General features: G+C 41.2%; 11 protein-coding genes. 9 read left to right on the top strand and 2 right to left on the bottom strand.

Annotation, left to right across the window (positions count from 1 at the left end):
- The first annotated feature begins 8 nt into the window (after positions 1-8).
- Together hisC and N5852_RS12635 are read left to right on the top strand one after the other, a co-directional pair.
- Complete coding sequence (gene hisC / locus N5852_RS12640) at positions 9-1,124, top strand: histidinol-phosphate transaminase (RefSeq protein ID WP_262098122.1); 1,116 nt, start codon at positions 9-11, stop codon at positions 1,122-1,124.
- A 4-nt stretch (positions 1,125-1,128) separates the two neighbouring features.
- Positions 1,129-2,073: a prephenate/arogenate dehydrogenase family protein gene (locus tag N5852_RS12635; RefSeq protein WP_262098121.1), complete on the top strand. Its 945-nt coding sequence runs from the start codon at positions 1,129-1,131 to the stop codon at positions 2,071-2,073.
- Between the two features lie 235 nt (positions 2,074-2,308).
- On the opposite strand, the gene N5852_RS12630 is transcribed toward N5852_RS12635, so the two are convergent.
- Together N5852_RS12630 and N5852_RS12625 are read right to left on the bottom strand one after the other, a co-directional pair.
- A complete protein-coding gene (locus N5852_RS12630) occupies positions 2,309-3,859 on the bottom strand; it encodes a YifB family Mg chelatase-like AAA ATPase (RefSeq protein WP_262098120.1) in 1,551 nt (516 codons plus the stop codon).
- A gap of 95 nt (positions 3,860-3,954) precedes the next feature.
- Positions 3,955-4,284, bottom strand: coding sequence for a hypothetical protein (locus tag N5852_RS12625; RefSeq protein ID WP_262098119.1), 330 nt, complete (start codon positions 4,282-4,284; stop codon positions 3,955-3,957).
- Positions 4,285-4,821: 537 nt separating this feature from the next.
- On the opposite strand from N5852_RS12625, the gene N5852_RS12620 reads away from it, so the two are divergent.
- The 7 genes from N5852_RS12620 to N5852_RS12590 all read left to right on the top strand — a co-directional run bounded on the left by N5852_RS12620 (position 4,822) and on the right by N5852_RS12590 (position 19,153).
- The gene (locus N5852_RS12620) at positions 4,822-6,789 is read left to right on the top strand and encodes an autotransporter assembly complex protein TamA (RefSeq protein WP_410004217.1); all 1,968 of its coding nucleotides are present in this window, start codon (positions 4,822-4,824) and stop codon (positions 6,787-6,789) included.
- Positions 6,790-6,991: 202 nt separating this feature from the next.
- Positions 6,992-11,704 carry a translocation/assembly module TamB domain-containing protein gene (locus N5852_RS12615; protein WP_262098118.1) on the top strand — a complete coding sequence of 1,571 codons (4,713 nt, stop codon included), beginning with the start codon at positions 6,992-6,994 and terminating at the stop codon, positions 11,702-11,704.
- 596 nt (positions 11,705-12,300) lie between these two features.
- Positions 12,301-13,941, top strand: coding sequence for an autotransporter outer membrane beta-barrel domain-containing protein (locus tag N5852_RS12610; RefSeq protein WP_262098117.1), 1,641 nt, complete (start codon positions 12,301-12,303; stop codon positions 13,939-13,941).
- Positions 13,942-14,650: 709 nt separating this feature from the next.
- The gene (locus tag N5852_RS12605) at positions 14,651-15,577 is read left to right on the top strand and encodes an ABC transporter substrate-binding protein (RefSeq protein WP_262098116.1); all 927 of its coding nucleotides are present in this window, start codon (positions 14,651-14,653) and stop codon (positions 15,575-15,577) included.
- A gap of 319 nt (positions 15,578-15,896) precedes the next feature.
- Positions 15,897-17,423 carry a sugar ABC transporter ATP-binding protein gene (locus N5852_RS12600; protein WP_262098115.1) on the top strand — a complete coding sequence of 509 codons (1,527 nt, stop codon included), beginning with the start codon at positions 15,897-15,899 and terminating at the stop codon, positions 17,421-17,423.
- Between the two features lie 46 nt (positions 17,424-17,469).
- Positions 17,470-18,384: an ABC transporter permease gene (locus N5852_RS12595; RefSeq protein WP_315973250.1), complete on the top strand. Its 915-nt coding sequence runs from the start codon at positions 17,470-17,472 to the stop codon at positions 18,382-18,384.
- Positions 18,385-18,415: 31 nt separating this feature from the next.
- Positions 18,416-19,153, top strand: coding sequence for an SDR family oxidoreductase (locus N5852_RS12590; RefSeq protein ID WP_262098113.1), 738 nt, complete (start codon positions 18,416-18,418; stop codon positions 19,151-19,153).
- The last annotated feature ends 186 nt before the right edge of the window (positions 19,154-19,339 follow it).

Below are 19,339 nucleotides of genomic sequence, written 5' to 3'. Positions count from 1 at the left end.
ATTTAGCCATGACATCTGATGCGATAGCCAACCGTCCACAACCTAGAAAAGGTATTATGGACATTGCTGCCTATGTTCCTGGTAGCTCAAAGGGAAATAGCGCTAAAGCGCCCGATAAAATTTATAAATTATCTTCCAATGAAACACCTTTGGGGGCGCCGCCAAGTGCGTTGGATGCATATCGCCAATCTGCAGGGCATCTTGAGCTTTATCCTGATGGACAAGCCTTGATTTTAAGGGATGCCATTGCTGAAATTTATGGCTTAAACCCCAGCAATATTATGACTGGCAATGGTTCTGATGAATTATTGACGCTTTTAGCACAAACCTATCTTGGTGCTGGCGACGAAGGTATCATGACAGAACACGGTTTTAGCGTATATGATATCCAGATGCGCGCCGCAGGTGCAAAGGTTGTTGTTGCGGCTGAAAAAGATTGCAAGATTGATGTTGATGCAATTATTAATTGTGTCAGTGATAAGACTAAAATTGTGTTTATCGCTAATCCTGGTAATCCGACCGGAACTTATCTAAATGCGATTGAAATTCGTGAACTACATGCAAGCCTTCCAAAACATGTTCTTTTAGTGCTTGATGGTGCTTATGCTGAATATGTCACACAAGAAAATTATGAAGCAGGGATCGAACTAGTTGCTAATAATGATAATGTTGTCATGACGAGAACATTTTCCAAAATTTATGGACTTGCTGCACTGCGCATTGGTTGGATGTATGCGCCAGCTCATATTATTGATGCAATAGATCGTGTTCGTGGACCTTTTAATGTTAATACACCTGCGCAAAAGGCAGGTGCAGCGGCTATTCGTGACCGTAAATTTATTCATAAATCAGTTGCATTCAACAGCCAATGGCGCGAATGGCTTACCAATGAATTAACGGCGCTTGGTTTAAAAGTAACGCCGTCCGTCACAAATTTTCTTTTGATCCATTTTCCTGCTGACCGAGAAAAATCAGCGGCATTTGCTGATGACTATCTTAAAGCCAATGGTTATATTTTGCGCCGCGTCACGGGGTACGGATTTCCCAACGCGTTGCGCCTTTCCATTGGATCCGAGGAAGCAAATCGTGGCGTAGTCGCCGCTCTTAAAGAATTTTTGAAGTAGTACAATGCCTAAAATTAAATTTGAAAAAATTGCCCTGATCGGTATCGGCTTGATCGGCTCGTCGCTTGCGCGAGTGATTAAGCAAAACAGTTTAGCAAACCATATTGCGATTGCAACACGTAGCCCCGACACGCTTAAAAGGGCTGAAGAATTGCAGCTTGGCGATAGCTATTCAACGCAAAATAGTGATGTCGTCAAAGATGCGGATCTCATCATTGTCAGTGTGCCAGTCGGTGCATCGGGCGCCGTTGCCCGTGATATCGCGCCATATTTAAAAGCCGGTGCGATAGTCACAGATGTTGGCTCAACCAAGGCATCTGTTATCGCACAAATGCAACCAGAATTACCTGATAATATTGATTTTATTCCTGGTCATCCTATTGCTGGGACTGAGTTTTCTGGCCCTGATGCAGGTTTTGCGGATCTATTTATTAATCGTTGGTGTATTTTAACCCCACTTGCTCATAGCAATGAAGACGCAATTAAAAAGCTAAGTGATTTTTGGCAGGCTTGCGGTTCTAAAGTGGACCGCATGGATCCAGCCCATCATGATTTGGTTCTTGCCATCGTTTCACATTTGCCGCATATTATTGCTTACAATATTGTTGGTACGGCGAGTGATTTGGAAAAAGTTACGAACTCTGAAGTTATAGCTTATTCGGCTTCTGGTTTTCGCGATTTCACACGCCTTGCATCTTCTGATCCAACTATGTGGCGAGATGTTTGTTTGCATAATCGTGATGCGATATTGGAAATGTTGGGGCGTTTTTCAGAAGATTTGGCGTCATTGCAACGGGCAATTCGTTGGGGTGATGGAGATGCTCTTTTTGATTTATTTACTCGTACACGTGCTGTAAGACGCGGTATTATTGAAGCAGGGCAAGAAATCGATGCACCAGATTTTGGTCGCCATAATGCTATAAAACCAACAGATAGCGCAGCAGAATAGTTTTTATATATATCAAAGCGGCAGGTGTATTTAATCTACCACTGTCGCCTTAAAATTTTTCAAGCGATTTTATGTAAAACTTTATTGACAATAATGACAGGGTAGGGGGATTGGTGCAGTCTTTGCAAAAAATTCTTACAATGTCTTCCAGTCACAAAAATAAGCTATACTGGCATAATGTTGGAATAATTTGTCATTTTTTATTCAAAAATTGCGTTAAAACTATATGCATATTTTACGCAGCTTTAGAAAACCTTTCATTACCAATGCGGTAAGACAAGGCTTCGGCCAAATGTTTACGGCTTAATTTTTCACTATTGTCAAGATCAGCAATGGTTCGTGCAACTTTTAAAACGCGATGATAGGCCCGTGCTGAAAGGCGTTTTTTTTCCGCCATATCATGCAGTAAGGCTTGGCCACCACTATCCAGTAAAGCAATTTTTTCTATAATTGCCGCGGGACAATCACCATTTGTACGAATATCATGTAATCCCAATGCTTGAAAACGTCTCACCTGTAGCAATCTAGCGTGAGCCACCCGTGCGGCAACCTTTTCGCTTGGTTCAGGTGTCGCTGGTTTCATTAAATCACGAGCAGAGAGTGCGGGAACTTCAATACGAAGATCGATGCGATCAAGAAGTGGCCCAGAAATGCGGGCTTGATAATCGGTTTCGCAACGGGGGCCACGTGCGCAAACATGCCCCGGTTCTCCTGCCATGCCGCAACGACATGGGTTCATTGCAGCAATTAACTGAAAATTTGCTGGATAACTAATATGATGATTAGCGCGCGCTATAACACTTTCACCGCTCTCCAAAGGTTGGCGTAATGAATCAAGTACTTGTGGTGAAAATTCAGGAAATTCATCCAAGAATAGCACCCCATTATGAGCAAGTGAAACCTCGCCAGGCTTTGCTTTTAGGCCGCCGCCGATCATGGCGGCCATGGACGCTGAATGGTGCGGCGCGCGAAAAGGGCGCTGCATGGATAAAGAATTGGCGGTATTATCGCCTTGTATTTGCGTGCTTCCTGATATTGATGCTATCATCGATACATCCAAAAATTCCCTTGCATCAAGTGCTGGCAAAATTGAAGGCATACGCGCTGCAAGCATTGATTTTCCCGATCCTGGAGGACCAATGAATAAAAGATTATGCCGTCCTGCTGCCGCAACCTCCAAAGCGCGTTTTGCAACTTCTTGTCCTTTAATATCGGCAAGGTCGGGCATTGCATTTTGTCGGGTTATCGCTTGAATTTGTGGGCGCACCAATATTTGCGCGCCTTTAAAATGATTAGCGAGTTGTAAAAGATGTTTAGGACTTAAAATATCAAGCTCATCAGATGCCCAAGCCGCTTCTGCGCCGCAATCATGGGGGCAGATTAACCCACGGCCCATTGCTACCGCAAACATGGCTGCGGGTAAAGCACCACTAACAGGTGCAATGCTACCATCAAGGGATAGTTCGCCAAGGGCAATATAGCGTTCGCTAATATCTTTTGGTAAAACTCCCATGCTTATCATCAAGCCAATGGCGATTGGTAAATCATAATGGGAGCCTTCTTTTGGCAAGTCTGCAGGAGCAAGATTAACCGTTACACGCTTTACAGGCATGGAAAGGCCGCTAGCATGAAGGGCCGCTTGGATACGCTCGCGGCTTTCTGCTACCGCCTTATCAGCAAGCCCAACAATAGACATACCCATTTTACCAGGGGCTATCATAACCTGTACATCAACGGGCAAAGCATCAATGCCGCGAAAGGCAACGGTGGTAATCCGTGCAACCATAATTATCCCCCGATAATATGTCTAAATAGCAATGGCAGAGGCAAAAGAAACAGCAATGCCGGAATTGCATAAGGGGGCGCAATAGCCCCTTTGTTTTACATTAGCGCGGCGTGTATTTCCCAATAACCTTTGCTTGGCATTGTTGCAACCAGTTTGCGCCCGTCTTTCATAACACAAGTAAATGTTGTATCTTTTAAGCCTACGGTCAATCCTTTTACGGCGACACCAACAAAACCAGTCATGACAGCAGTTCCAAGCCCCGTTGAATTTTCAGTCATAGGAGCGATGCTTTCAATATCTTCTAGCTTAATTGTTTTTCTTATTTTTGAGCCAGCAGGGGCTAAGTGCAGTTCATTGGATGAAAAGTCACCGTATTTACCTTTTTCAAAATCACCACCCAAAATCTTAATTTGGTAAACAGCCATTTAAAAACCTCATATAATTAAAAACCAAAGGACGCGATATGATATTGCCAATATTGGCCCAACCGTTAATTCTGCGCAACTGTTATTGGCAGCATAGAATTATTCCCCCCGTTTACGTTTGGAGGGCATTTAACTTGTACAGTTACAACAAACCTAATCCTTAGCCAGCAAATCATATAAAGTCTTAAAAATCAAGAACAATAAGAGAACAAATAAGTTTTGATAGCTAATTTCAAGATAATTACTTAAATTAGTCTTAGAAAAATGTGGATGGCGTTGAATAATTCAAGGATTAAGGCAAGGTTTTGCCGCCGCTAGTCATTAAACAGCCTAATTGTAACGCGATTTAACCCGTTGTAGCAATTTTTTTGTATAAAAATGTTGCACATGTGCCATGTTTAACCATTCTTTGACAAAGATGTTGGACATTATAGAAAGTCAGCTTTTGTCTTGGGCAGCAACATGCTATGAAAAAAGTTGAACTATGGTTATATATATTTTGGTGTTTTATTAAGAAATTAGGTTAAAAAACAAGCAATGCAATTACTAAAAACGCATCATAAACTGCGTATTACCGCTTCAGCACTAACATTGCTGATGGGGCTTTCATTTGCTTGCATAGTGCCAGTTGAGGCGCAAGCCTTTGATCTTTTTGGTATCCATTTATGGGGTAAAAAAGAAGTCAAAGTTGACCCTGATATGATTGGTACGCCAAAATATTATGAAGTTGAAGTAAAATCAGCTCCTGGCGCCCCTGAAGAGGGAGAATCAACTGCCAAAGATGCCTCATCCTTGGTTGCCGAAGAAGATAAGGCCGCTTCAGGCTCTGCTGGTCTTTTGGCGAGAGCAAAGGGTGATTACAATAAAATTCTTGCAGCACTTTATGCAGAAGGCCGTTATGGCGGCGTTATTTCAATTACCATTGATGGTAAAGAAGCATCGGATTTTCCAATCGATGCGGAATTTCCAGACCATACTAAAATTGTTATTACTGTTGATAGTGGGCCAGAATACAAGTTTTCACGCGCTGCAGTGCGCGAGTTAGCGCCGCCCACTAATGATCCAAAAGACAAGGTTCCGTTGCCAAAAGATCAAGGTTATGGCGTTGGTGATGTTGCAAAATCAGGTACTGTTTTTAAAGCGGAAGCTTTAGCGGTAGAAGGCTGGCGTCAGCAAGGTTATGCTAAGGCAAAGGTTACCAATCAGGAAATTGTTGCCGATCATGCTAATAATACCATTGATGCTGTCATTGATATTGACCAAGGGCGACTTGCGCATTTTGGGCCGTTGACGGTTAGTAATATTTCCAAACGCGCGCGCATGGATTCGGCCTTTGTGGCTTGGATGACAGGTTTAAAAGAGGGGCAAGAATATGACCCCGATGATATTAAAAAAGCGAATAAGCGTTTAGCACGCTTAGAAGTTTTCCGCGCTGCTAATGTGCGTGAAGCTGATGAAATTGAAGCCGATGGAAGTTTGCCGTTAAATCTAGTGCTTGATGAGCGTCCGCCACGCCGTTATGGTGTTGGTGCCAATTATTCCACCCTTGATGGTGCTGGTTTTGAGGCTTATTGGATGCATCGTAACTTGTTCGGCCGTGCTGAGCGCTTGCGTTTTGATGCCAAGATTAGCGGTATTGGTGGTAGCCAAAGCGATTCTTATAATCCACAAAATTATAGCTATTTGTTAGGCACAACCTTTACAAAACCGGGTGTCTTTACCCCAGATACAGATTTTATAACCAGCCTTAAAGGTGAACGTGAGGTGGTTGATAATTATACGGCCACTGGTGTTTACCTACAAACGGGCTTCACCCATATGTTTAATGATGAATTATCTGGCCGTATTTACGCAAATGCTGCACGCATTCGGTCAAAAGATGATTATTATGGTGCGCGTAATTTCACGACAATGGGTCTATTGGGTGGTTTGCTTTATGATAACCGCAATGACAAAACCGATCCAAGCAGTGGTTTTTATAGCGAACTGGTATTAGAGCCAGTTTATGAAGCTGAATATGGCAATTTCATAGGCAAAGGCACGGTCGAAGGGCGCACTTATTATGCGCTTGATAAACGTAATCGTTATGTTTTGGCTGGGCGCGTCAAGGTTGGATCGATTATTGGTCCTGACGCTTCGCAAATTCCTTCTAATATGTTGTTTTTTGCTGGCGGTGGCGGCTCGGTGCGTGGTTATGGATATCGCAATATTGGTGTTAAAAAAGAAACCGGTGATATTGTCGGCGGTCGCTCATTGGTGGAAGGTTCGCTTGAAGCACGCGGCATGATTACCGAAAGTCTTGGGCTTGTTGGCTTTGTTGATGCTGGTGTTGTTGGTGAAAATTCCTATCCAGATTTTGATGAAAATACCAAAATTGGTGCAGGTGTTGGCGTAAGATATAAGACGGGACTTGGTCCTTTGCGTTTTGATGTTGCTATGCCGACAAAACGCGAAAGCGGTGACCCTAAACTTGGTTTTTATATTGGTATTGGACAAGCTTTTTAATAAAAGTTTCTTAATATAAGTGTGTTAATATAGCTATTAAATTTAATAACACAAAGTTCATGCGGCATTTAAACTGCAAAGACACTCAAATTTAAGCGTTTAATAAGGCTTTTAACGAGGCAAAACATTTTCAAACGTAAAGGTGGTCATTATTTTTACTGTTTGAGAGTAAAGCTTTAAAATAAATGGATATGCTCAAGTGATGAAACAGGCAAATTATACATATTTAAAATTAGCTAAAATGATTGCTATTTTTGTCATGAGTATTTTTGTGATTAGCATGTCGAGCTTAGGCAACGTCTTTGCCCAAAACGCGCTAAATGGTCAAAATACAATAGATAGTCAAAAGGCAGAAGAAGATAAATCTTGGTTTTTGACCTTTGTTGAGCAGCAATTATCCACTCCAAACCGCAAAATTGTTATTTCAGATATTAGTGGTGCTTTGTCTTCAACCGCGTCGATTGGCTCAATTACGATTGCTGACCGTCAGGGCGTTTGGCTTAAAATTTCACAAGCCGAACTCGACTGGAATCGCTTAGCGCTTTTGCGCGGACGCATTTCTGTTAATAGTCTTAAAGCCCAAAAAATTGATGTTTATCGCAAGCCCTTACCCGATACAACGCCAGCCATACCAGATCCCGAAGCCAAAGGTTTTTCACTGCCAGAACTACCAGTATCAATCGAAGTTGGCGCATTAACTGCTAATGAATTAATGCTAGGTGAAGATCTTTTTGGCTTGCAAGCAACGGTTTCTCTTGACGGTAGTGTTAATCTTGCTGGCGGTGAATTAACCTCTAAATTCGCGATTAAACGTCTTGATGGGCAAGGCGGCTTTACACTGATAGCGGATTATTCCAATAAAACTGGCGGCGTAAAAATAGATCTCGATTTAAACGAGCCGCAAAATGGTATCGCAGCTAATTTATTAAAGATTGAAAACCGTCCCGCATTAATTATGAGCATTAAGGGTGATGGCACCATTGATGATCTTGATGTTAAAATTTCTATGGATGCAGCAGGGCAATCAGTCGTTGGTGGTGATGTAAGCCTTAAAAAAGATGAAAAGGGCCGTAATATTGGTGTCAAGTTGAATGGCCCGATTGCGATTCTAATGCCGCAACAATATCGTCCATTTTTTGGTAGCGAAACAGCTTTAGCCGTTGATGCATCAACCCTTGATGCAGGTGGATTTATTCTCCATTCAATGACAATTGATGGCAAGGCGATTAAAGTTTCAGCTAAGGCGCAAACGGAAAGCGATGGTTTTTTGCGTTATCTCAATGTTAATGCCCAATTAGCCGCCGAAAATGGTGGTGCTTTGGTTTTACCAGTTTCTGGCGGCGAAACAACCATACAAAATATGGCATTTAATATTGATTACGGTAGCCCAAATAATGATAATTGGAGCGGTAAGCTCATTATCAACAAATTGGCAACAACGGGTTTTAATGCTGGTGATGTAACCATTAATTTAGGTGGACTTGCGCAAAATCTTGATACGCCAGCAAGCCGTCATGTTACGGTTTTAGCCCAAGGTGGCCTTCATCATATAGATCTTGCTTCAAGTGAGGCTAGCAATGCTTTGGGTGATGAAATTGCTCTTGATGTCAACATTGATATTAAAGCGCAAAGTCCAATTATTGTTAATAAGTTTGATGTGAGTGCAAATGGCTTTTTGCTCTTTTTAAAAGGTGAAATTGATCGTTTGGTTTTCCGCGGTGACATTGGCTTAAAAGCACAAAGTCTTGCGCCTTTTTCAGGCTTAGCAGGCAGGAGCCTTGCAGGTTCCAGCGATCTTACCATGAGCGGTAATATTGAACTTGCAACCGGTGCTGCCAATATTATTTTAAACGGTAAAGCAAGCGGCATTAAAACCGGTGTTGAAATTGCTGATCGCATTTTGGCAAGTGAAGTTATCCTATCTGGCGGCATTGGCCGTGATAGTTTTGGTCTTCATGCTCGTGAATTAAAAATTGCTAATAAGGATGTTATTATTACCGCAAATGGTGATTTGGGAAGCTCTTCTGCATTGATGGATTTTGGTGTAAGTTTGAGTAATCTTCAACTTATCAATCCGCAAATTAAAGGCGGGGTTGATGTCCGAGCAGCTTTACGCGGTCATAATTCTTTTTTAACCATTGGTGCTACGACTTCTATCAAAAATGCTGTATTGCAAGGGCGAAAACTTGAAAATTTCAATCTTGCTTTTAATGGTATTTTAGATAGCACAAGCCAGTTAAAGAGCAATTTTTCAGGTTTTTCCTTTGCTAATGGCCGTTTTGACAATCAACCTCTTGCGTTAGACGCAGCTTTTCAACAAGCGCCGCAAGGTTTTGCACTAGATAGTTTAAATGTAACTCTTGGTAAAACAAGTCTTAGCGGTTCGTTGATCCATAATCTTAATGGCCTCATTGATGGAAAGTTCCATTTGGATAGCCCTGATATTGGTCCATTGGTGGCCCTTGGCCTAATGAACGGTAAAGGGCAGGCCTTAGCTGATATTAGTCTTAATGGCGAAAACGGCAAACAAAATGCTTCGTTAATTGCCAATGCAAAAAATATTGACGTTGCAGGCAATAAGCTTGGTAATCTTGATGCCAAGGTTAATATCATTGATCTTTTTGGTGTGCCACAAGCGGAAGGTAGTTTGAACGGCACGAAGATTATTGCAGGTTCTGTCAAAATTAATGAGGTTAATTTTGTTAGTACGGTTGAAAATGGTGCATCGCATTTTTCAACAACAGCCAAACTTGAAAACAATACCAATATTGATGTGGGCGGCGCATTAAAGCCGCTTGATAATGATGGTTGGCAATTGACCCTTGGCCAAGCGCAAGTAAAGCAAAATGCAATGGACGTTAAATTGTTGCAACCTGCCACTATTTCATTGGCTGGAACTGGCGCTATTACAATTGACCAATTATTATTGGCTGTTGCTGGTGGTAAAATTGCAGTTAGCGGCACAGTCCACGACACCATTAATATGGCGGTTGATATTAATGCGCTGCCTTTATCAGTTGCCAATATGGTTATGCCAGAGCTTGCCGCCCGCGGTGTTATTAATGGCAAAGCGCAAATTAGTGGGCCAAAAACCAAGCCCAACGTCGTCTTTAGTTTAAAAGGTGATGGTTTAACGGCAGAGCCAGCAATTAAATACGGCTTACCAGCCTTAACATTAACCGCTGATGGCAATACGAATGGTGATGTGCTTAGCATAGCAACACGTATTATTGGTGGTGGTTTGGATGTTGGTGCAAAAGGTAATATTGATATTGTTAAACAGGGGCTTGATGTTGATGTAACACTCACACAATTACCAATCGCCCTTGCAAATAGCATTGTCAAAGGACAAAATCTTGCAGGACAGGTGGTGGGCAATGCCCATATTGGTGGCACATTTAAAAGCCCGCAAGCCAGCTTTAACGCACAAGCAACAGGCATATCAACCACAGTTTTAAAAGATAATGGTCTTGCACCCATTGCAGTAAAGTTGCAGGGCAGTTTTGACAATAATATTGCAACCATCGGTGCTTTAGAAGTTAATGGCCCTTCAAATTTAAAAATTAACGCAAACGGCACTGTTCCTGTATCGGGTAATGGCCTTGATTTAAAAATCAATGGTAATGCACCCTTAGCACTTGCCAACAGATTTCTTGCCAAGCGTGGTGCTCAGCTTTCAGGTGCGTTAAATGTTCATGCAACCGTTGCTGGTAGTTTTACCAAGCCAGTGCTTGGCGGCGGCTTTGAAGTTGCAAATGGTCAATTTTTAGATCCTGAAACAAATGCTCGTTTCACACAAATTGCACTTTCTGGTAATTTAAGTGGTGAGACCGTAACCATATCTAATATTTCGGCTCGCTCAGCAAGTGGTGGCGGTATGAGCGGTGGAGGTACAATTTCTATCAATGTTGCACAAGGCATGCCAGCTAATATTACAATTAATCTTAACCATTTACGCTATAATGATAATAACATGGTGGTGGTGACGGTTAATGGTAATGTAACAGCCAAAGGTCCATTGATGAGTGATGTGGAAATTGGCGGCGATGTGTTGATTGAAAAGGCTGAAATTCGTGTGCCTGATAGCTTTGGTGGCGCTGCCCAAATTGATGTCAAACATAAGCATACTACAAAGGCGATTGAAACCACTTTAGAGCGTGCTGGCATTGAAACCAAACCGCAAACAAAAGCCGAAAAAGCTGCAAGTACTCGCGTTAATGGGCCAAAGCTTAATCTTTTGATCCGCGCCCCCAACCAAATTTTTGTGCGCGGTCGTGGTCTTGATACAGAGCTAGGTGGTACTTTGCGCCTTGTAGGGCCGGTGAGCGATATTCGTCCAGTTGGTGGTTTTAATATGATCCGTGGCCGCTTGGAAATTCTAACTCAGCGTTTGACCTTTGAAGAGGGGCAAGTAACGATGAGTGGTAATTTTAATCCCGACATCAACTTTGTGGCTAATACCCAAAGCGATGATACGACTGTTACAGTTACGGTTAAGGGTACGCCTAGCGATCTTGACATTAGCTTTACCTCACAGCCTGAGTTACCACAAGATGAAGTCTTGGCACGACTAATCTTCAATCGCTCTATTAGTGAATTATCACCTTTCCAGATTGCACAGCTTGCAGCAGCAGCAGCCGAGCTTGCTGGTCTTACAAACAACTCTTTGATGGGTAGTTTACGCTCTGCTACCGGTCTTGATGACCTTGATGTTGTGACTGATGCTAAGGGCAATACTGGAGTACGGGCTGGGCGTTATATTAAGGATAATATCTATCTTGGTGTAGAAGCAGGTTCTGGCGGCGATACCAAAGGTACAATTAATCTAGATATTACTAAAAACTTGAAAGCCAAAGGTGCTGTTGGCTCTGATGCTAATTCAAGCGTCGGTGTGTTTTACGAAAAGGATTACTAGAAAATAGTAATATTAAAAATTTAAAAAAAGCGTTGCTTAATTAAGCAGCGCTTTTTTTGTTTTTCGATTTGCAATATGTTTTTACGAAACTTTTAATACTATAATATCTTGCAATCTATTTTTGTCAAAGCTCCTGAGATCACCTTGCTATAACCTATGTCCTTAGGCTTCGTGTGGTGGCCGCACCTCCGATGATGGTTAGGAACGGTAGATAAATTTCACTCGTTTTAAATAAACTGCAAGCCTAAAGCGCGGGTGCTTTAGGGGTGCAACGAATATCGCCTTTAAAATAGATTATTCGCAATAAGAGATAATATTTGAGTGGTATTATTATTTTAAATTATCATTTTTTAATTAAAATAAATATTAAATATAAGTAATATATAATATTATAATATTTTAATGATAAATAGAATATATTTGTAAAGTATTAATTTCTTATATAAAAAATTAGACTTATAAAATTATGCAACACAATAAAAAATACTTTTGTATTTAAAAATTAAATATTGATTTTTTTATTTACTACTTATAAATGCTATAGTGTTGCATAAAAATTTAAAAATGCAATTTTGCAAATTAGAGAGGATTATTAAATGGCTCGGGGTGTCAGTTTAGTTACCAATTGGTTGAAAAGTAACGGTGGTTCAGCTTATCTTTTTGGTACCAATAATGATGATTATATCAATGTAAAATATGATATGAATTCAGCACGTTTTTCAACTACTGAAATTCAATTGAATGACGGTAATGATAGTCTTTGGATTGGCCGCCGTATGAACGGTTATGGTAAAAATACTATTGTTGGCGGTAATGGCAATAAAAACATTGCTGTGAATGAAGGCTTAGATGCGAATTGCGGTGCAGAAAATTTAATCGATCTTGGTGGTCAATCAGGTGATCGTCACAATTTGACTTTTGGTTATGTAACTTCAGCTAATGGCGGTCAAAATAAGATCGTAACACAAGAAGGCCTTGATAGCCTTGCATTTACGCATGCAATGAGAGCGCATAACCGTGGTATCAACTCGATAGACCTCGGTGATGGCGAAAAGAATCTTACATTCCGTTATGATGTTAACGCTTATGGCGGTGGTGCAAACTCAATCAATCTTGGCGTTGGTTCGCACAGCATTACAATCGGTACACAATTGGGTGCTTATTATTTAGGTCAAAGTGATATTACAACAGTTAGTGGCGACACTGTACTTAACATTAAAAATGCTATGTATAGCGATGGCACAAATAACATCCATCTTGGTTTCGGCAATCACGATATTACTATTGGTAATATCTATGCTGCTGGCACTGGTTACAATTCAATCAAAACCAGTGGCACAACTAACCTTACCGTAAACAATGACGTTGTAAGTTACCGCACCAATGAAATTTTGACCGGTGAAGGCGATGATAAGATTTGGATCAAAGGTGGCTTAAAGGCTATTTCTGGTGATAATATTATTGATACCGGTGCAGGTAACGACACCGTCATTATTGATAAGGCGCTAAGAGCTGCAAGTGGTGATAATCGTATTACAACTGGTGATGGTGCTGATCAAATCTTCATTAATGGCAATGTATCATCTGGAGCACGCAACACTAGCTATCTTCATACTGGCGATGGCAATGACACTATTTCTATTGATGCAAGCGTTGGCAAATATGCATTAACTATTGATGCTGGTGCTGGTTATGACGTTTTAAACTTGCATGCTAATAATTATTGCGAATTTAATGCTCGTTATAAGAGTTGGATGACAGGCGTTGCACAAAACAACGGTTTGGGTTTGACAGGTCTTGAACAGATTAATGTTGGTATTGATCGCGCTCATGGTCTTAACCAGATTGATTGGTTGACGAAAATTATCAGCGACTACAATTCTGATAATTCTAGCGATCAAATCCATATGGGTATAAATCTTGATACTTGGGGTGCTGCAGGTCGATTAAGTGATATCTTCACATCAGCTAATGAAAGCGCTATTGATTTTATCAGCCTAACCGGGAAAAATGCCAATACGCTTGCTATTCATAGTTCACTTGCATCTAACGGCTATGACAATACAACATTGCATATCAATGGTGACACAAATGATACCGTTGCTTTTGATCATCTTTGGAGCTTGTCAGAAGCTAATGTAATCGATCAAGATACTGGTATTGCTTATAACGTCTATCATAATTCTTATAATGAAGATGTTTTTGTGCAGGCTGGCGTTAATGTTATTTCAGTCTAATCATTATTGATATCATATAGTCAATATTGTTAAAGTTCATTATCCCCGATCATAGGTAAACTATGGTCGGGGATTTTTTTATTTTTATATAGCTAACCAAAAATTTTATCTTCTACTTGTAATAAGCGGCGTAAAATAAGCAAAGTCCTAGGGATGCCAGCAAATAGATAATAGTTGCTGATTCAATAAGTGAGCAGTCAATGGCCAAAACTACACTTTTGCAATTGCGAATCGGTTACCTAAAATCAATGGCCAAGGGGCTACTATCCTTAAAATATGGGTGCGTATTGATCAAAATTCAATTTGTTTTTATTTAAAACTGACTATTAGCCTGTTTTTAAAGCTATGATCGATACTTCATGATCAGCCTATACTGTCCTATGAACAATCATTTTTATTCAATTTCGACCAATTTAGTGACTTGATATCTTTTGTTCACGATTTTGATATGCCTTGGTTTTGAGTTGAAATGACAGAAAAATGCTTGATTCTTGATCATTTTTGATTAATTTTGATTGACAATGAATAAAAAACGATCATTCTTAGCAATATGTTTCGCAATGATGAGTTACCCTATCCATAAAACTTCGGTTCAATATTTAGCGGGCAATGCGGAGGTAATTGCGTGATCATATTGTAACCAACAAGAGTTGCAGCGGAGATTCATTGAAATATCGCGAAAAGTTCATAATAAGGGAGAGGAAGTATTATGAAAAATATTTTTAAAATTGGATTAATGGCATTAGCGACATGTTCCATATTGGCAGTGCCAGCACTATCCCAAGAAAATGCTAAGCCTTCACCTAAAATTGGTATTTCATTTCAAGAGCTAAATAATCCGTTTTTCGTTGTCATGAACAAGGCACTGCGTGATGCAGCTGGTACTATGGGCTCGGAAGTAATCACCACTGATGCTGCACATAATGTTGCTAAGCAAATTGCTGATATTGAAGATATGATTCAGCAGAAAATAGATATTTTAATTATAAATCCAACCGATACCGCTGGTGTTGAAAGTGCTGTGCGCGCCGCTCATGATGCTGGCGTTATTGTTGTTGCGGTGGATGCGCAAGCAGCTGGTCCTATTGATGCTTTTGTTGGCTCTAAAAATTACGACGCAGGCTTTAAATCATGTGAGTATTTAGCAAATGCAGTTGGTGGAAAGGGAGAGGTTGCTATTCTTGATGGCATTCCAGTTGTGCCAATATTACAACGGGTTGAAGGGTGTAAAGCAGCGCTTGCCAAGCAACCTGATATAAAACTTGCAACTGTACAAAATGGACAACAGGATAGATCCGTTGCATTGGGTGTTACCGAAAATATGATTCAGTCAAACCCTAATCTTGTTGGTATTTTTTCGGTTAATGATGGCGGGGCCATGGGTGCTCTTTCGGCCATTCAAGGTAGTGGTAAAGATATAAAATTAACATCTGTTGATGGTTTCCCTGAAGCTATTGAGGCGATTAAGCAAGGTGGCCCATTTATTGAAACAACCGCACAATTCCCACGTGACCAAATACGCATTGCTTTGGGTATTGCAATGGCCAAATATTGGGGTTCAAACGCTATACCAGCCGAGATACCTGTTGAGGTTATGGTTGTAGATAGCAAAAACGCCGATACATTTAGCTGGTAATACTATCCTAGCATTTGGCGTGAGCGATATTTTCTTTCACGTCAAACTCTGCGCAAAAATCTAGGGTTAGGACCCTAGGCATTTTAAAAGGCAACTTGCAGTCAAAACTGCTCTAGAGCTCTTTTGCGCAATTATGCAGCAGCTTTGAGTTAAAATGCTTAAAATAAAACTGCGATCCACTTCATCAAAGTTTAAGTGAATACGCCTTCGGGGCGAAACCGTTGCGCAGCTTTGTTTGGCGCTAAGGCAGTAAACTATTTCTATTTTTCAATTCTATACATTTTTTGGTGAAAAGCTGTTTCATCTTTGAAAGGGTAATATGTCAATTGAAAATTCTATCCAGCCTGTTTTATTATTAGAGGGCGTCAATAAAAGCTTTGCCAATATACAAGTGCTTTTTGATGTTGCGCTGGAGTTAAAGCCAGGTGAAGTCCATGCGCTTTTAGGTGAAAATGGCGCTGGAAAATCAACGCTTATGAAAATTCTTGGTGGAATTTATCGTCCAGACACTGGAAGGCTTGTCTTCGAAGGTAAAGAGCAACATTTTTCTGATTATGACGATGCGGTTAATGCTGGAATTGGTATTGTTTTTCAGGAATTTAGTCTCGTTCCATATTTAAATGCAGTTGAAAATGTATTTCTTGGACGCGAGATAAAAAATCGCTTTGGCTTGATGAAGCGCAAGGAAATGCGTCGTAGGGCGGATGAGGTATTTAAACGATTAGGCATCGACATACCTTTAAACATTCGTATCGATCAGCTTAGTGTTGCTGAACAGCAATTCATCGAGATAGCGAAGGCACTTATTCTTGATGCGCGTGTTTTAGTGCTTGATGAGCCTACCGCCACCTTAACGCCGGCCGAAGTTGAGCATCTTTTTGTGGTTATGCGTCAATTAAAACAGCAGGGCGTCGCTATGGTGTTCATCTCGCATCATCTTGATGAGATATTTGAAATCTGTGATCGGATCACTGTTTTACGTGACGGTAAATTCATTGCCACAACTAAGGTCAGCGATACTAATGTTGATTTATTGGTACAAATGATGGTTGGCCGTCGAATCGAGACTGCTTTTCCGCCAAAGCCTACAAAAAATCTTAACGCACCCATCGTTTTAGAAGCTGAAATTTGCTTTAATCGCAATAAGTCTCCCATATCGTTTCAATTGCACGAGGGGGAAATACTAGGTTTTGCTGGGCTGGTTGGGTCGGGTCGCACTGAAAGTGTCCTTGGCATGATTGGTGAAAAAAAGACCCTAAGCTGTCAGGTTAAAATGCACGGAAAGCCTTTGGTTTTTCGCGGTGCAGCTGATGCACTTGATCATGGTATCGGCTTACTACCTGAAAGTCGCAAGACAGAAGGTCTCATTCTAGATTTCAGCATCAAAGAAAATATTTCAATTAATAATTATGGCAAATATCGTGGGGCAATGGGGCTTTTAAATTTACGCAAAGAAACCATTGCAACCTTGGCGGCAATGCAAAAAATATCGGTGAAAGCTTCTGGTCCAACTATGCGTGTCGGCAATCTTTCTGGTGGCAATCAACAAAAGGTTGTGATTGCACGCTGGATCAACCATCAAACGAAGATTTTGATATTTGATGAGCCGACGCGTGGTATTGACGTTGGCGCAAAAGCTGAAATCTATCACCTTATTAGAACTCTAACCGAACAAGGTTGTTCAATCATCATGATTTCCTCCGAGCTGCCTGAGATTATTGGCATGTGCGATCGCGTATGCGTTTTCCAATCAGGGCAAATTGTAAAAACGCTCGCAGGTGCATCGATTACACCACAAGAAGTCATGAAACATGCAACAACGGGGGGAAGTCATGTCATCCATTGATCAAAAACAGGAAAAGCTGTCTTTCCATTATAGGCTTTGGAGTATAATGGGTGGGTCTAATATTATCTTTCCCCTTATAGGCCTCATTGTTGTTTGCATATTAATGGGGATTGCGTCTGACAGCTTTTTCCAATTTTCAAATATTATGAGTGTTTTACGTCAGGTAGCGGTGGTTGCAATTCTGGCAGTAGGCATGACTTTTGTTATTTTAACCGGCGGTATTGATCTTTCAGTTGGTGCGGTTATGGCATTGGCTGGAACTATAACTGCTGGCTTGATGATAAGTGGCATAGCCCCACCAATAGCTTTAATGGGTGGGGTCGGGGTTGGTTTGGCTTTCGGCCTTATCAATGGTGTTCTTATTGCTTGGGGAAAAATGCCGGCGATTATTGTTACCTTGGCAACTATGGGTATCGCACGTGGCTTGGGCTTGATGTATTCTGGTGGATACCCCATTTCCGGACTGCCAAGTTGGATGTCATGGTTTGGTACGGCTTGGCTTGGGCCAGTGCCAGTACCTGTCATTATCATGTTTGTTGTATATTTCATTGCTTGGGTCATTCTTGAGCGTACCGGCTTTGGCCGCCATGTTTATGCCATTGGTGGTAATGAACAGGCTACCCGCCTTTCCGGGGTTCGCGTTAACCGTGTGAAACTTGCAGTTTATGGCATTTCGGGGCTAACTTCTTCTATAGCGGCAATCATTCTCACCGGTCGTTTAATGAGTGGGCAACCCAATACTGGGGTGGGTTTTGAACTTGATGCAATTGCTGCGGTTGTTCTTGGAGGCACGGCAATTGCCGGTGGCCGTGGGTCTATTATTGGCACACTGATTGGCGCGGTATTATTGGGAATTCTTAATAATGGTCTTAATCTCATGGGAATTGATCCCTATGTCCAAAACGTGATCAAGGGCGTTATTATCCTTCTTGCAATTTATATTAGTAAAGAGCGCATCTAATTTAGCTATTATTTATGGAAAGGAGGCTGACATGGAACAAAATAACGATTTTTTAAATCAAACTGTCATTGTAACAGGGGCTGGTAAAGGTATTGGGCGCGCTGTTGCTTTGATGCTTGCTTCACGCGGCGCATCTATCATAGCAGTAAGCCGAACGCAGGAAGATTTAATATCACTAGAAAAGGAAATCGGTGCACGGATCATTGCGGCTGATCTTGGCAATTTGCAAGAAACCCAATGGGCAGCACAACAAGCTGTGCCAGCTGATTATCTTGTAAATTGTGCCGGTACAACTGCTCTTGATAAATTTATCGATCTTTCGGCTGATACGTTTGACCATATCATGGCTGTGAATACGCGCTCGGCACTTATTATGTCGCAAGCCTATGCTCGTGATCGCATCAGTCAAGGTAAAGCGGGTGCTATTGTTAATGTTTCCTCTATATCCTCAAAGATTGGTTTTGCCGAACATACGGCTTATTGTGCCTCAAAAGGAGCATTGGACGCGATGACAAAAGTCATGGGGAATGAGCTTGGCAGCCATGATATAAGGGTAAATACTGTTAATCCCATTGTGACGCTTACCCCGATGGCTGTTAAAGCTTGGAGTGATCCTAAAAAGGCGGCGCCGATACTTAATCGCATACCAATAAATCGCTTTATTGAGCCAAATGAAGTTGCTGAAGCCATTTGCTTTTTGTTGGGTAATCGAGCAAGCGGTATTAATGGCACAAGTTTATTTATTGATGGCGGTTTTTTAACGCGTTGAATTTTTATTTCGTTTGGTCCATGCTAATTTTAAATTGGAAAAAATACCGCACGTGGCTGTTGTATCGGTATTGAAAATATTTTTTATTAAAATGCGATGAGCGAAAATTGCCTTTAATGGCGGGCGTTTAAATTGGGTCAATCCTGTGCGATTTTTTATTTTGTCGCATTTTTATTGTAAAAGAAA

This window comes from Bartonella sp. HY328 (genome assembly GCF_025449335.1).
Lineage (GTDB): Bacteria > Pseudomonadota > Alphaproteobacteria > Rhizobiales > Rhizobiaceae > HY038.
This window is presented reverse-complemented; position numbering and strand designations above follow the sequence as displayed.